This window comes from Olleya sp. KJ81-1 (genome assembly GCF_055808135.1).
Genome location: NZ_CM147854.1, coordinates 481331 through 496552 on the forward strand (window position 1 = coordinate 481331; position 15222 = coordinate 496552).

Sequence of the window (15222 nt, forward strand, 5' to 3'; positions counted from 1 at the left end):
TGAAAATTAAAACACAACATAGCATGAAAAATTTTAAGTACATCCTTAGTTTATTCATAGTAGTAGCTTCTGTAATTGGTTGCTCTCAAGATGATGATTTACCAGATGTTAGTGCATTACCAGCACCAACTAATGTTGCAGCAGTAATTAGTATTGCTCAAGATAATTCTGGTTTAGTTACCATTACTCCAACAGGAGAAAATGTGGCTAATTTTAGAGTTAATTATGGTGATGACTCAGGTACAGATTCAGGACTTTTAAATCCTGGACAAAGTACTCAAAATACGTATTTAGAAGGAACTTACGATATCGTAATTGCTGCTTCAGGTATAAATGGTAAAACAACTACTGTTGCACAAACTATCGTAGTGTCATTTCAAGCTCCAGAAAACTTAGTAGTTACCATAGAGAATGACCCAACAGTGTCTAGACAAGTAAATGTAACTGCTACAGCAGATTTTGCAGTGTCTTATCAAGTAGAATTTGGAGATGCAGCAGCAACGGTTTTAACATCTAATATTGGTGACGTAACATCATTTGTATATGATGCAGCTGGGACTTACACAATTACAGTAACAGCTAATAGTGGGTCTGTAGATACTATTTCATACACAGAAGAATTTGAAGTAACAGAAATATTAGCTCCTTTAACGCCAGCTCCAACGCCTCCTAACAGAGACGCTAGTGATGTAGTTTCCATTTTTAGTGATGCGTATGCTAATATTACTTTAAACGAATTACCTACGGATTGGTCTGCTTCTGGATTTGAGGCTACTACTGTAGATAGTGATAATGTTTGGAGATTAACCAATTTAGACTTTATTGGTATGGTAAGTAACTATGATAACGGTGTAGATGTTTCAGCTATGGAAATGTTACATATCGATTATTGGGTACCTTCAGGAACAGAAAACGAATTATTAGTTAAAATTGTTAATACCATTGATGGTGGTGAGGATGTCGAATCTTTAGGAGCAACCGTTGGTGGTTCTTGGCAAAGTATTGATATTGACATGACAGGTTTTGATGGCGGAAATTTAGCTAACACTCAAAAAATTACACAAATCTTAATTGATGCAGATGTTGTTGCAGATATAGTTTATATAGACAACTTTTACTTTTATAAGCAAAGTGCTTCTACAGGAACATTTGACGATGGATTGTTAATTAATGGTGATTTTGAAAATGGAAGCGAGGCTTGGATAATTGGTGTAGATGATGCAGCTCTTGCTCCTGTAGTAACTAATAGTGGTAATACTTACTACTCTGTAGATGTTACTTCTGCAGGAAACTCATACGATGTCAATTTAAGTCAAAAAGTAGAGATTATTCAAGGTAATACTTACACACTTACTTTTAATGCATGGTCAGATGTAAATAGAGCTATTGTTGCAGGAATTGGTCTAAGTGCAGACCCTTGGTCTAATGATTCTCAATCAGTAGACATTACAACGACTAGCACGACATATTCTTTAACACTTAGTGCTGCAGATTTTGGAGCTATTGATGCTCGTGTAATTTTTGATTTAGGTGCAGAAGTAGGTATGGTTAATATTGATAATGTATCATTAATTATAGGCACAGGTAACACTGTCGTTAATGGTGATTTTGAAAATGGAAGTGATTCTTGGATAATAGGTGTTGATGATGCGTCTGTAATACCAGTGGTTACAGTAGCAGGTAATACATATTATTCAGTAGATGTTGCAACAGCAGGAAATTCTTATGACGTAAATCTTAGTCAAAAGCTAGAAATTATTCAGGGTAATACTTACACATTAACTTTTGATGCTTGGTCAGATGTAGATAGAGCAATTATTGCTGGTATTGGTTTAAGTGCTGACCCTTGGTCTAATGCTACACAAACCGTTGATATTACTACAACAAAAACAACTTATACATTGACTTTGGTAGCTACGGATTTTGGAGCACCAGATGCTCGTGTTCTTTTTGATTTAGGAGCACAAATAGGTATGGTTAATATTGACGATGTTTCTTTATCAAGCAACTAATTAATTATCTATGCTTTATTTATAGCAGTTAATATTAAAAAATAGAAAATGAAAAATAAATTTAAAATAATAGCATTCATTCTTGTAACAGCCTTGTTTATAGGTTGCCAAGAAGAAGATCAGACTTTCGGAAACATTGTCGCACCATCTAATATTGTTATTGTACCAGAAATAGTAGGTCAAGATGCAACTAATCCAAATGGAGATGGTAGTGGTGTGGTTAACTTTACAGCAACAGCAGATAATGCATTAAGTTATAAATTCAGTTTTGGTAATGCAGAGCAAAATGCGCCTTCAGGAGTAACATCGTACACCTATTCAAATTTAGGAGTTAATACGTACACAGTAGTAGTGGTAGCTTATGGTACAGGTGGTGTTTCTTCAACAGCTACTATAGATATTGATGTGTTAGCAACTTACGCTCCTCCAGCAGATTTATTAAATGCATTGGTTGGTGATGGTTCTAAAACGTGGCGAATTAAGTCAGAAAAGCAAGCGCATTTTGGTCTTGGACCAGTTGGAGGAGAGGTTGCTGCAGAGTGGTATGCAGCTGGTCCTGGAGAGAAAGCAACTACAGGAATGTATGATGATCGTTATGTTTTTAATGCAGATGGTACATTTACACACATCGTAAATAGCACTAATGACGATCCTTCAGTGGATGTAACAGGTACTGTTTTTGGAAGAGAACCTTTAATTACAGAATTAGGTCCACACAGCGAGACACCTGTTGGAGCAGATATAGAAAACTATCCATATCAAGATTATTCAGAAAACTGGGTAATTACAGCACCTGGAGGAGCAGAAACAATAAACATTACAGGCTTAGGTTTTATTGGATACTATACAGGTGGTAATCATAAATATGAAATCTTTAGTCGTGATATACCTAACGAGTTTACTATTAGAACAACAGATGGTAACAGCGAGTTTGATTGGTGGTTTATAATAACTTCTGAAGAAGAAGGAGCCACCACAGGATTCGAAACTATTTATACAGATTTAGTTTGGTCAGACGAGTTTGACACCAATGGAGCACCAAACCCAGCAAATTGGACTTACGATTTAGGTAATGGTACTGATGGTTGGGGTAATCAAGAGGCGCAAAGCTATACCAACAATTTAGAAAACGCAGAAGTAGCAGATGGTATGTTAAAAATTACAGCAATCTCAACAGGAAGTGGTTATACTTCTGCAAGATTAAAATCAGAAGGTCTTTATGATTTTACTTATGGTCGTGTAGAGGTTAGAGCAAAGCTTCCAACAGGTGGAGGAACTTGGCCTGCAATTTGGATGTTAGGTGCTAACTATCAAACTAATGCTTGGCCAGCTTGTGGCGAAATTGATATTATGGAACATAAAGGGAATGCACAAAATACCATACATGGTACATTGCATTATCCAGAAGCTTTTGCAGGTAGTGCAGATGGTAGTACAACGGTTGTAGATGCTGTTGCTGATCAATTTCACAATTATACAGTAGAGTGGACTCCAGATGTAATAAAAATATTGGTAGATGATACAGTATATCATACCTATACAAATACTAGTGCTTCACCTTTTAATAGTGAATTTTTCCTAATTCTAAATGTAGCAATGGGAGGAACCTTTGGTGGAGACATAGATCCAGCATTTACACAATCGTCTATGGAAATTGAATATGTAAGAGTTTATCAATAAATATGAAGATAATAAAATATTATGTATTAGTCTTAGCTAGTTTTCTCATTACCTCTTGTAATAATGGTAATGAGAAAAACTTAGCTTTAAATACGACTACGACCTCTAAAAATTCGGATATCGAAACTAAAGTATCAGATTTGCTAGCAAAGATGACTTTAGAAGAAAAAATAGGTCAAATGAACCAGTATAATGGGTTTTGGGATGTAACAGGTCCTGTCCCTGAAAATGGAGACCAAGCAAAAAAATACGAACATTTAAGAAAAGGTTATGTAGGCTCAATGCTTAATGTTAGAGGAGTAAAAGACGTTAGAGCAGTCCAGAAAATTGCAGTAGAAGAGACGCGTTTAGGGATTCCATTAATCATTGGTTTTGATGTGATTCATGGTTATGAAACCTTGAGTCCTATTCCATTAGCCGAATCCGCGAGTTGGGATTTAGAAGCTATTAAAAAATCTTCAGAAGTTGCAGCTAAAGAAGCTGCTGCAGCAGGTATAAATTGGACATTTGCGCCAATGGTAGACATTTCTAGAGATGCACGTTGGGGACGCGTTATGGAAGGTGCAGGAGAAGATACTTATTTAGGGTCTAAAATTGCAATTGCTAGGGTAAAAGGGTTTCAAAGTGACGACCTATCTTCTCATTTTTCAATTGCAGCATGTGCTAAACACTTTGCAGCTTATGGGTTTGCAGAGGCTGGACGTGATTACAATACTGCAGATGTAGGGACTTCTACTTTAAATAATATTATTTTACCACCTTTTAAAGCTGCTAAAGATGCAGGTGTGAGGACATTTATGAATTCGTTTAACGAGCTTAACGGTATTCCTGCAACTGGAGACAAATATTTACAACGCGATATTTTAAAAGGAAAATGGGGTTTTGATGGTTTTATGGTTTCAGATTGGGGATCAATTACAGAAATGATTGCTCATGGTTATGCTAAAGATGGTAAACAAGCTGCCCAATTAGCAGTTAATGCAGGTTCTGATATGGATATGGAATCTTATTTGTATGTAGATGAACTTGCAGGTTTAGTAAACGAAGGTAAAGTAGATATCAAGCTTATTGATGATGCTGTAAGCCGAATTTTACGCGTGAAATTTGAGTTGGGTCTATTTGATGATCCTTATAAATATTTGGATGAAACTAGAGAAAAACAAGTCATTGGAAGCCAGGAAATTCAGGATGCAGTTTTAGATATGGCTAAAAAGTCCATTGTACTACTTAAAAATGAAAACAACCTTTTACCATTAAAAAAAGAAGGACAAAAAATAGCAGTTATTGGTGCTTTGGCTTCAGATAAAACAAGTCCATTAGGAAGTTGGCGTATAGCTGCTAAGGATAGAACAGCTGTTTCTGTTTTAGAGGGATTAAATCAATATTCAGGAAACACAATTACCTATTCCAAAGGAGCAGATGTCGCTTTAGGTAAAACCGAATTTGCGATTGAAGTAAACATAAACACCACTGATAAAAGTGAGTTTGATGCAGCTATTAAAAACGCAAAGCAAGCAGATGTAGTTATTATGGTTTTAGGAGAACATGGTTATCAAAGTGGTGAAGGTAGAAGTCGTACAGACTTAGGCTTACCAGGTGTCCAACAACAGTTACTTGAAGCGGTTTATAAAGTTAACAAAAACATAGTTTTAGTTTTAAACAATGGAAGACCTTTAACTATTACTTGGGCAGATAATAATATTCCTGCAATTGTAGAGGCATGGCAATTAGGTACACAAAGTGGTAACGCTATTGCTCAAGTATTATATGGCGATTATAATCCAAGTGGTAAATTACCAATGACTTTTCCTAGACACGTTGGACAAGTTCCAATTTATTACAATTATAAAAGTACAGGTAGGCCAACTTTACCAGGTAAGGACATGGTGTTTTGGTCACATTATCAAGACGAAACAAATGATCCATTATATGTTTTTGGACATGGTTTAAGTTATACCACATTTAAGTATAGTAATTTAAAAATTAATAATACCTTTTCTGATGATGAAACCATAAAAGTTTCTGTAGACTTAACTAATACAGGTAAATTTAAGGGTAAAGAGGTCGTACAGCTATATTTAAAGGATTTATTTGCTAGCGTAACAAGACCAATTAAAGAATTAAAAGGGTTTGAATTAGTTGAATTAAATCCAAATGAAACCAAAACTATTCAATTAATTTTGACTAAAGCAGAGCTTGGTTTTTACAATAATCAAGGTGAGTTTAACGTCGAAACTGGAGATTTTGAAGTCCATATTGGAGGAAGCTCTAAAACTGTTTTAACAGACACATTTAAATTATGATAAAAGTATTTAAATTAGTAGTAGTCGCATTGCTTTGTTTGGCTTGTAAAGAAGAAAACAAGGAAGTAGCTAAGCTTGACACAAAGTTAGACAACAACAATCAAGTGTTTAGCTTTATTGATCAATTTGATGGGACGCAATTAAACGATGCTAACTGGAATTACGATTTAGGAGATGGTTGTCCAAACTTATGTGGTTGGGGAAACAACGAAAGACAAATTTACACTAAAGAAAACATTACAGTAAAGGACGGAAAACTAGTAATCAAAGCAACCAAGGACTCGGTTGGGTATTATTCAGGTAAAATAACTACTAAGGATAAAATTGAATTTCAATATGGTACAGTAGAGGTTAGCGCTAAACTGCCAAAAGGATCAGGATTATGGCCTGCATTTTGGATGTTAGGTAATGATATTGATACTAATACTTGGCCAGCTTGCGGTGAAATTGATATTTTAGAATATGTAGGTAAGGCTCCACATCAAATTCATACGACATTACATACGCCTGATAGTTATGGTAAATCTGTTAATACAAAAATCACAACAATAAAAGATATTGAGGAAGGATTTCATAATTATAAAACACAATGGACTAAAGACTATATTTCATTTTATATAGATGATAATTTAGTGTACACCTTTTCACCAGAAATTAAAAACGAAAAAACCTGGCCTTTTGATAAACCTTTTTACTTAATAATAAACCTTGCAATTGGAGGTAACTTTGGAGGTCCAGAAGTGGATGATTCCATTTTTCCACAAGAGTTTATTATTGATTATGTAAAGGTTTCAGGTTTAAAATAAAATAATATTAGATTGATAGTTTAAATTACCTTAAATAAAAAAAGGATGTCATTATTGACATCCTTTTTTTATAATTTGATTTTTATTTTACTCCACACGTTTTAAAGCCTGCTCATCTTCAATTTTGATTTGTTTTCCTTTAGTACTAATTATACCTTCCTTTTTAAATTGAGACAAAATCCTAATAGCACTTTCTGTTGCTGTACCAACAATACTGGCATAATCATCTCTAGATAGCGTTAAGGCTAAATAACCATCTGCATCATTATCAAATTTGTTTTTTACGTACAATAAAGTTTCAGCTAAACGTTGCTTTACTGTTTTTTGGGCCATATCCACAAGACTATCATCTGCATCTCTTAAATCCTGAGCCATTCGTTTTAAAAGATCCATAGAAAAGTTTACATTTTTCTGTAAATCCTCTAATATTTCTTGTTTGGGTATAAAACAAATTTGCATATCATTTAAGGCAACAGCAGTTAAGTTTGAACTTTCATTACTAACCAAGGAACGTTGTCCCATCATACCACCTTTTACAGATAATTTGACGACTTGATCTTTACCATTTTCACTTAATTTAGTCAGTTTACAAACGCCTTCCCTAATGCAATATATGCCATTTAAAGCTTCGCCTTCTCTAAAAATTATGTCACCTTTTTTTACTACTCGTCCAGTTTTGCAAGCAGATACTCGCACCAATTCATCTCTAGTTAGTGTGTTTAAACTATTAAATTGCCTGACAATACATTGTTCACATTTACTCATACCTAATTTTGTTGCAGTATACCAAAAGTATACAATACCTGATATGACAAATATCATATAATAATTGATGTCAAAGTGTAACCTTTGTTACAGGTAAAAGAGCAAATTATGGAATCAAAAGTATGTTATCATTGTGGCGATAATTGTACAGATACAACAATACTAATAGAGGATAAACCCTTTTGTTGTCAAGGTTGTAAAACAGTTTATGAAATACTGTCCGAAAGCGACTTAACGTGTTACTACGACTTGCAATCGTCTCCAGGAGCAATACCAAAGGAGATAGAAGGGAAGTACGATTTTTTATCGCAAGATAAAATTATAGAAAAGTTAGTAGCGTTTGACGATGGTAAAACTCAAATAGTTACACTTTATATTCCGCATATTCATTGCAGTTCGTGTATATGGATTTTAGAAAATCTTAATAAACTTAATCCAGCAATTTCTTTATCACAAGTCAATTTTGGTAAAAAAACAGTACGCGTTTCATATAATACCACAGCATTTTCACTAAAACAATTGGTCCTTCTATTAAGCTCTGTTGGATATGAGCCTTACATTAGTTTGGACGATTATAAAACAGGACAAGAAAACGTCAATCGTAGTTTAATTTATAAATTAGGTGTTGCAGGTTTTGCTTTTGGAAATGTGATGTTTCTATCATTTCCTGAATATTTTGAGGTAAATGAGTTTTGGTTGGAGCAATACAAGCATGTCTTTAGATGGATTATGTTTGCTTTTTCATTACCAGTCGTGTTTTATGCAGCTCAAGATTATTTTATTTCGGCTTTTAAAGCCATCAAAACAAGAATATTAAATATAGATATTCCTATTGCATTAGGTGTTGTTGTTTTGTTTTTAAGAAGTACTTCCGAAATCATTTTTGACATAGGTTCTGGTTTTTTTGATAGTTTAACAGGATTAGTTTTCTTTTTATTATTAGGAAAGTTTTTTCAGCAAAAAACCTATTCGTTTTTGTCTTTTGAGCGCGATTACAAATCGTATTTTCCAATAGCAGTTACTAAAATTTTTAATAATGAAGAAGTGCCAGTTCAGGTATATGACATAAAAAAAGGAGACCGATTATTAATTAGAAATCACGAGTTAATTCCTGTCGATGGTATACTAATTAACGGAAACGCAAGAATAGATTACAGCTTTGTAACAGGTGAGTCTGAAACGGTTAAGAAAATTTCTGGCGACAAGTTATTTGCTGGAGGTAAACAAACCTCTGGCGTCATAGAAATGGAGGCCATAAAATCTGTAGAACAAAGTTACTTGACACAATTATGGAGTAACGATGTTTTTAGTAAAAATAAGGAAGATGGTTTTACAACCCTAACCAATGCGATTAGTAAACGTTTTACAATTGCTGTTTTAAGTATTGCCTTTATAGCTACTGCATATTGGATGTTTGCGGATAGCAGTAAAGCTTTAAATGTCTTTACAGCAGTATTAATTATAGCTTGTCCATGTGCAATTGCTTTAGCAGCTCCTTTTACTTTTGGTAATTTGTTACGCATTTTTGGAAAAAAGAAATTTTATCTTAAAAACGCTTCTGTTTTAGAACAGTTAGCACATATCGATACTGTTATTTTTGATAAAACAGGAACCATCACGTCTAATAAAAAAAGTGATGCAAAATATGAAGGTGTGCCATTAAGTTTAGATGAGGAAGTATTATTGAAAAATACCTTAAGAGGCTCAAACCATCCTTTAAGTAGAGGGTTGTATGATATTTTAAAAGATAATGATATTGTAACCTTAGATTATTTTGAAGAACATTTAGGGCAAGGTATTGAGGCGTCTCATGCGACCCAAAATATAAAAATAGGTTCGGCTAAATTTGTAGGTTTTAACAACGATAGTACAGTTTTAAATACTGCAGTACATATTAGTACAAATAAAGGTTACAAAGGAAAATATACATTTTATAATAGTTACCGTAAAGGCTTGTCTAAGTTGTTTAACAAACTTAAAAAGCACTTTGATTTGGTCATCTTGTCTGGAGATAATGAAGGTGAATTAGAAAACCTTAAAAAACTATTGCCTGCTAAAACAAAAATGCTATTTAATCAGAAGCCAGATGATAAGTTAGAGTATATTAAATACCATCAATCCGAAGGTGCAAAAGTACTAATGGTTGGAGACGGTTTAAACGATGCAGGTGCTTTGGCACAAAGTAATGTTGGTATCGCGATTTCAGAAAATGTTAATGTGTTTTCTCCTGCTTGTGATGCTATATTGGATGCTACAAAGTTTAACCAATTGTATCAATATATAAAGGCTTCTAAAAGTGCTATAAAGATTATAAAATGGAGTTTTTTATTATCATTATTCTACAATGTTATTGGTTTGTATTTTGCAGTAACAGGACAGCTAGCTCCTGTAATTGCAGCTATTTTAATGCCTTTAAGCTCGATTAGTATAGTCCTATTTACAACACTTGCAACCAATTGGATTGGACGTAAAATAAAGTAAAGTTTATTTCAATTTTTTGCTTAGTGTTATTACGTGTTGCAAGTTTTCCGCGAAAGCGAAAAAAATCTTAATAAAATCTTAAAAAATTTTTGAAATTAAGTTCAAAACTTGGTTAAACATGATAAATGTCATCTTTTAAACAAGCCTACTAAATTACTTTTGTAGCATAACTTCTAATAGGTATGAGTGTTATATATATTTTACTAACAGTAAGCATAATTATCGCGATTGTGTTTTTTACAGCGTTTATAATGGCTGTTAAAAATGGACAATTTGATGATGGTTACACACCATCTGTAAGAATGCTTTTTGAAGACGAATTGGTTAAAACGCCAGTTAAAACAATAAAAAAACTAAAATCAAAAATAAGACTAATCACAATTAATTATGGAAATGCAGCAATTTTATTACGATAACAAGATTGTTAAAAAGTTTCTTTACGCTACTATACTCTGGGGAGTTGTTGGTATGCTTGTAGGACTCCTTTTAGCGTTTATGTTTTTATTCCCAAATATGACAGATGGGATTTCATGGCTTAGCTTTGGTCGTTTAAGACCATTACACACCAATGCGGTGATTTTCGCGTTTGTGGGTAACGCTATATTTGCAGGAGTGTATTACTCGACACAACGTTTACTTAAAGCTAGAATGTTTAGCGACTTGTTAAGTAATATTAATTTTTGGGGATGGCAATTAATAATTGTTGGAGCTGCCATTACGTTACCTTTAGGTTATTCGACATCTAAAGAGTATGCCGAGTTAGAATGGCCTTTTGATATTGCTATTGCCTTAATTTGGGTTGCTTTTGGTGCAAACCTTATTGGTACAATGTTAAAGCGTCGTCAACGTCACTTATATGTTGCTATCTGGTTTTACATCGCTACGTTTGTTACTGTTGCAGTATTACATATTTTTAATAGTTTAGAGTTACCTGTTAGTTTAACTGGTATGAAGAGTTACTCGGTTTACGCAGGTGTACAAGATGCCTTAGTACAATGGTGGTATGGACATAATGCGGTTGCCTTTTTCTTAACAACACCGTTTTTAGGTTTGATGTATTACTTTGTACCTAAAGCTGCTAATAGACCTGTGTATTCATACAGACTATCTATTGTACACTTTTGGTCGTTAATCTTTATATACATTTGGGCTGGACCACACCATTTATTATATACAGCGTTACCAGAATGGGCTCAAAATTTAGGAGTTGCATTTTCTGTAATGTTATTAATGCCTTCTTGGGGAGGAATGATAAACGGATTATTAACGCTTCGTGGTGCTTGGGATAAAGTACGTGTTGATCCAGTACTTAAATTTATGGTTGTTGCAATTACTGGTTATGGTATGGCAACATTTGAAGGTCCAATGTTATCCCTTAAAAACGTAAATGCAATTGCACACTTTACAGATTGGATTATTGCACACGTGCACGTTGGAGCATTAGCGTGGAATGGGTTTTTAACATTTGGTATGATTTACTATTTAGTACCAAAATTATTTAAAACAAAATTATACTCATTAGCATTAGCAAATCTACATTTTTGGATAGGAACTTTAGGTATTATTATGTATGCCTTACCAATGTATGTAGCAGGTTTTACACAAGCTAGTATGTGGAAGCAGTTTAATCCTGATGGAAACTTAAAATATGGTAACTTTTTAGAAACTGTATCAGAGATTATACCAATGTATTGGATGCGTGCAATAGGTGGTACGCTATACTTAACAGGAATGTTAATCTTAGTCTTTAACGTTATTGCAACTATTAGAAAAGGTAGTATTGTTGAGGATGAATTAGCAGAAGCTGCTGCGTTACAACGTGTATCTAAAAAACGTGTATCTGGAGAAGGATGGCACACATGGTTAGAGCGTAAGCCAATAAGATTAACTATTGGAGCAACTATCGCTATTTTAATTGGAGGTATTGTACAAATTGTACCAACAATTATGGTTAAATCTAATATACCAACTATTAGTAGTGTTAAACCATACTCTCCATTAGAGTTAGAAGGTCGTGATATATATATACGTGAAGGTTGTGTTGGATGTCACTCACAAATGGTTAGACCATTTAGAAGTGAAGTAGAGCGATACGGAGAATATAGTAAAGCAGGAGAGTTTGTATATGACCATCCATTTTTATGGGGAAGTAAGCGTACAGGTCCAGATTTACATCGAGTAGGAGGTAAGTATAACGACAACTGGCACTTTAACCATATGTATGATCCACAAAGTACCTCTTCAGGTTCTATTATGCCAGCTTACAAATGGCTAATTGACAACACTTTAGATAAGTCTCAAATTGAGGCTAAGATGGAAGTTATGGTAAAACTAGGTGTACCATATACAGAAGAAGATATTGCAAATGCACAAGCGCAAATGTTAGAACAAGGAACGCAAATTGAAAAAAATCTTTATAGTGATCCTGATTTTGCAAAAGCTTATGAAGATAGCAAGAAAAACGGAGGAGCAGATTTTGTTGAAATGCGTAATCGTGAAATTGTAGCTGTTATAGCTTACTTACAACGTTTAGGTACAGATATAAAAGTAGACACAGTAGAAGAAACAACAGTACAAAAATAGAACGTCATGTTAAAATTTGTAAAAAATCATTTAGACAGTATTGCAGGTGTAGAGATATATCCAATATTTTCATTACTTATATTCTTTGGTTTTTTTGTAGTCCTTTTTTGGTGGGTAATTACCGCTAAAAAAGACTACATCACCACTGTAAGTAATTTACCATTAGACTTAGATAACCAAAACGAAACCGAATTATGAGACATTTAATTCCATCATACGTCAGAGTACCAGCTGTATTCTTTATTATTTTTGGATTAGTAGAGTTTTTTGTAGACTCAGGAGACAAACCAGCTTTTTTAGAGTATCCAATAATCATGTTATTTTTATTACTTGTTTTAGTGATACTAATTGCAATAGAAGGGATTGTAGGCTCTATTGAAAACGTACTATTTCAAAGTTTAGATGAAGCAGGTAAACAACGCTATATAGCTAGTCAAACTAAAGTCCCTCAATTTACTAAGTTAAAGGCTGTTTATGCTAAACTTAAAGGTGATGAAAAACCAATCGAGGAAGAGCACGAAATTATTTTAGACCATAACTACGATGGTATTAAAGAGCTAGATAATAACTTACCACCATGGTGGTTATACTCATGGTACGCATCTATGGTATTTGCTGTAATCTACTTGTTTAATTTTCATGTTACAGGATCATCAGACACACAATATGAAGAGTTAGATAATGAGTATGCACAAGCAAAAATTGAAATTGAAGCATACAAAAAAACTGCTAAAAACTTAGTGGATGTTAATTCAGTAGTTTTATTAACAGATGCTTTAGACTTACAAAACGGTAAAAAAATATTTACAGAAAACTGTATCGCTTGTCACATGGCAGATGGTGGAGGAGGAATTGGACCAAACCTAACAGATAAGCATTGGATTTTGGGTGGAAGCATAAAAAATGTATTCCAGACAATCTCTGAAGGTGGACGTTCTGGTAAAGGTATGGTGTCTTGGAAAAAAGATTTAAAACCAGTAGAAATGGCACAAGTAGCAAGTTATGTGTTGTCTTTACAAGGTACAACGCCTGCTAATCCTAAAGAGGCAGAAGGTGATCTTTGGCAACCAGAAGGTGCAGAAGATTTGCAAATACCAACAGAAATAAAAGATACAGACGTTTTAGAAGTAGAGAAATCTGTTTCAATGAACAATTAATACATATACAATGGAAGCTCCAGATAACGAGAGTTTTAGAGACTCAATAGCAACTATAAACGAAGACGGTAAACGTGCTTGGGTATTTCCAAAAAAGCCAAGCGGAAAGTTTTACGATTATAGGAAAATAGTAAGTTATGTTCTTTTAGCCTTTTTATTTGCAGCTCCATTTGTTAAAATTAATGGTAACCAGTTTTTACTATTTAATGTATTAGAAAGACGTTTTAATATTTTTGGTTTTCCGTTTTGGCCTCAAGATTTTCACCTATTTGTAATCTCAATGATTATTGGTGTTATCTTCATTACTGTATTTACAGTTGCATTTGGTCGTATATTTTGTGGATGGATTTGTCCACAAACCATTTTTAGAAATGGTTTTTAGACGTATCGAATACTGGATTGATGGTGACAGAGGTGCTCAAATGAAATTAAAGAGAACCAAATGGACACCAGAAAAAATCAGAAAACGTGTTTTAAAACATACCATTTTTGTTATCATTTCTTTTTTAATAGCTAATGTCTTTTTAGCTTATTTAATAGGTAGTGATAAGCTATTAAATTACATAACAGAAGGACCATTTAAGCATTTAAGTACTTTATTTCCGTTGCTAATTTTTACAGGATTATTTTACTTTGTATTTTCTTGGTTTAGAGAGCAAGTTTGTATAATCGCTTGTCCTTATGGACGTTTACAAGGTGTATTATTAGACAATCAATCTATTATTGTTGCCTATGACCATAAACGTGGAGAAGGTGAGAATGGACGTAAAAAGTTTAGAAAAAACGAAGATAGAGAAGCACTTGGTCATGGAGACTGTATCGATTGTATGCAATGTGTACATGTATGTCCAACAGGAATTGATATTAGAAACGGTACACAATTAGAGTGTGTAAACTGTACCGCTTGTATAGACGAGTGTGATGATATAATGGAAAAAGTAGGCTTGCCTAAAGGACTTATACGTTATGCAAGTGAAAATAATATTGAAAAGAAAGAACCTTTTAAATTTACATTAAGACTTAAAGCCTATGTTGTTGTCTTATTTATATTAACAGGTGTTTTAATTGCAATGTTACAGTTACGAAACGATGTAGAAGCACGTGTTTTAAGGCTGCCAGGTCAATTATTCGAGCATAAAGCTGATAATATAATAAGTAATGTTTTTACCTATAAACTTGTAAATAAAACAACTCAGGCTATTGATAATGTAAACTTTAAACTTAAAAAGTATAAAGGAACCATTAAGTTAGTATCTACAGATAACAGCTTTTTAGTACCAGCACAAGGTTTGGCTGAAGGAACTTTATTTATAGAGCTTGATCAAAGTGCTTTAAAAGAGGATAAAACTAAGCTAACCATAGAGGTGTATAGTGATACAAAATTAATCGAAACTACAACAGTTAACTTCTTAGGACCTAGAAGCTACAATTAAAC

General features: G+C 33.6%; 10 protein-coding genes and 1 pseudogene. 10 read left to right on the forward strand and 1 reads right to left on the reverse strand.

Going from position 1 to position 15222, the window contains the following annotated elements; translation table 11 throughout:
• Positions 1-23: 23 nt before the first annotated feature.
• The 4 genes from AC0L3M_RS02270 to AC0L3M_RS02285 are packed head-to-tail and all read left to right on the forward strand — an operon-like array spanning position 24 to position 6801.
• Entirely contained in the window at positions 24-2012 is a 1989-nt protein-coding gene (locus AC0L3M_RS02270; RefSeq protein ID WP_473431678.1) for a carbohydrate binding domain-containing protein, read from the forward strand.
• A 48-nt stretch (positions 2013-2060) separates the two neighbouring features.
• The gene (locus AC0L3M_RS02275) at positions 2061-3692 is read left to right on the forward strand and encodes a glycoside hydrolase family 16 protein (RefSeq protein WP_473431679.1); all 1632 of its coding nucleotides are present in this window, start codon (positions 2061-2063) and stop codon (positions 3690-3692) included.
• A gap of 2 nt (positions 3693-3694) precedes the next feature.
• Positions 3695-5995, forward strand: a complete 2301-nt coding sequence (gene bglX, locus AC0L3M_RS02280; protein ID WP_473431680.1) for a beta-glucosidase BglX — start codon at positions 3695-3697, stop codon at positions 5993-5995.
• Positions 5992-6801 (forward strand): glycoside hydrolase family 16 protein, encoded by an 810-nt coding sequence (locus tag AC0L3M_RS02285; protein ID WP_473431681.1) that lies wholly within the window; start codon positions 5992-5994, stop codon positions 6799-6801. Before bglX ends, AC0L3M_RS02285 begins: the two co-directional genes overlap by 4 nt.
• 87 nt (positions 6802-6888) lie before the next feature.
• Here AC0L3M_RS02285 and AC0L3M_RS02290 read toward each other — a convergent pair whose 3' ends face one another.
• On the reverse strand, positions 6889-7623 hold the full coding sequence (locus AC0L3M_RS02290) for a Crp/Fnr family transcriptional regulator (protein WP_473431682.1): 735 nt from the start codon (positions 7621-7623) through the stop codon (positions 6889-6891).
• A 51-nt stretch (positions 7624-7674) separates the two neighbouring features.
• Here AC0L3M_RS02290 and AC0L3M_RS02295 point away from each other — a divergent pair, with 51 nt between their 5' ends.
• From AC0L3M_RS02295 to ccoG, 6 genes and pseudogenes are all read left to right on the forward strand, one after another.
• The gene (locus tag AC0L3M_RS02295) at positions 7675-10047 is read left to right on the forward strand and encodes a heavy metal translocating P-type ATPase (protein ID WP_473431683.1); all 2373 of its coding nucleotides are present in this window, start codon (positions 7675-7677) and stop codon (positions 10045-10047) included.
• Between the two features lie 182 nt (positions 10048-10229).
• Positions 10230-10463 (forward strand): cbb3-type cytochrome oxidase assembly protein CcoS, encoded by a 234-nt coding sequence (gene ccoS / locus AC0L3M_RS02300; RefSeq protein WP_473431684.1) that lies wholly within the window; start codon positions 10230-10232, stop codon positions 10461-10463.
• Positions 10435-12630, forward strand: coding sequence for a cytochrome-c oxidase, cbb3-type subunit I (gene ccoN / locus AC0L3M_RS02305; protein WP_473431685.1), 2196 nt, complete (start codon positions 10435-10437; stop codon positions 12628-12630). The genes ccoS and ccoN overlap by 29 nt, the downstream gene beginning before the upstream one ends.
• Before the next feature lie 6 nt (positions 12631-12636).
• Positions 12637-12828 (forward strand): CcoQ/FixQ family Cbb3-type cytochrome c oxidase assembly chaperone, encoded by a 192-nt coding sequence (locus tag AC0L3M_RS02310; protein ID WP_145001367.1) that lies wholly within the window; start codon positions 12637-12639, stop codon positions 12826-12828.
• Positions 12825-13787 (forward strand): cbb3-type cytochrome c oxidase N-terminal domain-containing protein, encoded by a 963-nt coding sequence (locus AC0L3M_RS02315; RefSeq protein ID WP_473431686.1) that lies wholly within the window; start codon positions 12825-12827, stop codon positions 13785-13787. The genes AC0L3M_RS02310 and AC0L3M_RS02315 overlap by 4 nt, the downstream gene beginning before the upstream one ends.
• Before the next feature lie 10 nt (positions 13788-13797).
• Positions 13798-15220 (forward strand): annotated as a pseudogene (ccoG, locus tag AC0L3M_RS02320) (cytochrome c oxidase accessory protein CcoG).
• Positions 15221-15222 lie beyond the last annotated feature (2 nt).

Bases quoted from the DNA above. Each gene is read 5' to 3' on its own strand.
- AC0L3M_RS02275 (WP_473431679.1), top strand. From the start codon at position 2,061: ATGAAAAATAAATTTAAAATAATAGCATTCATTCTTGTAACAGCCTTG.
- ccoN (WP_473431685.1), top strand. From the start codon at position 10,435: ATGGAAATGCAGCAATTTTATTACGATAACAAGATTGTTAAAAAGTTT.
- AC0L3M_RS02285 (WP_473431681.1), top strand. From the start codon at position 5,992: ATGATAAAAGTATTTAAATTAGTAGTAGTCGCATTGCTTTGTTTGGCT.
- bglX (WP_473431680.1), top strand. From the start codon at position 3,695: ATGAAGATAATAAAATATTATGTATTAGTCTTAGCTAGTTTTCTCATT.
- AC0L3M_RS02295 (WP_473431683.1), top strand. From the start codon at position 7,675: ATGGAATCAAAAGTATGTTATCATTGTGGCGATAATTGTACAGATACA.
- ccoS (WP_473431684.1), top strand. From the start codon at position 10,230: ATGAGTGTTATATATATTTTACTAACAGTAAGCATAATTATCGCGATT.
- AC0L3M_RS02310 (WP_145001367.1), top strand. From the start codon at position 12,637: ATGTTAAAATTTGTAAAAAATCATTTAGACAGTATTGCAGGTGTAGAG.
- AC0L3M_RS02290 (WP_473431682.1), bottom strand. From the start codon at position 7,623: ATGATATTTGTCATATCAGGTATTGTATACTTTTGGTATACTGCAACA.
- AC0L3M_RS02270 (WP_473431678.1), top strand. From the start codon at position 24: ATGAAAAATTTTAAGTACATCCTTAGTTTATTCATAGTAGTAGCTTCT.
- AC0L3M_RS02315 (WP_473431686.1), top strand. From the start codon at position 12,825: ATGAGACATTTAATTCCATCATACGTCAGAGTACCAGCTGTATTCTTT.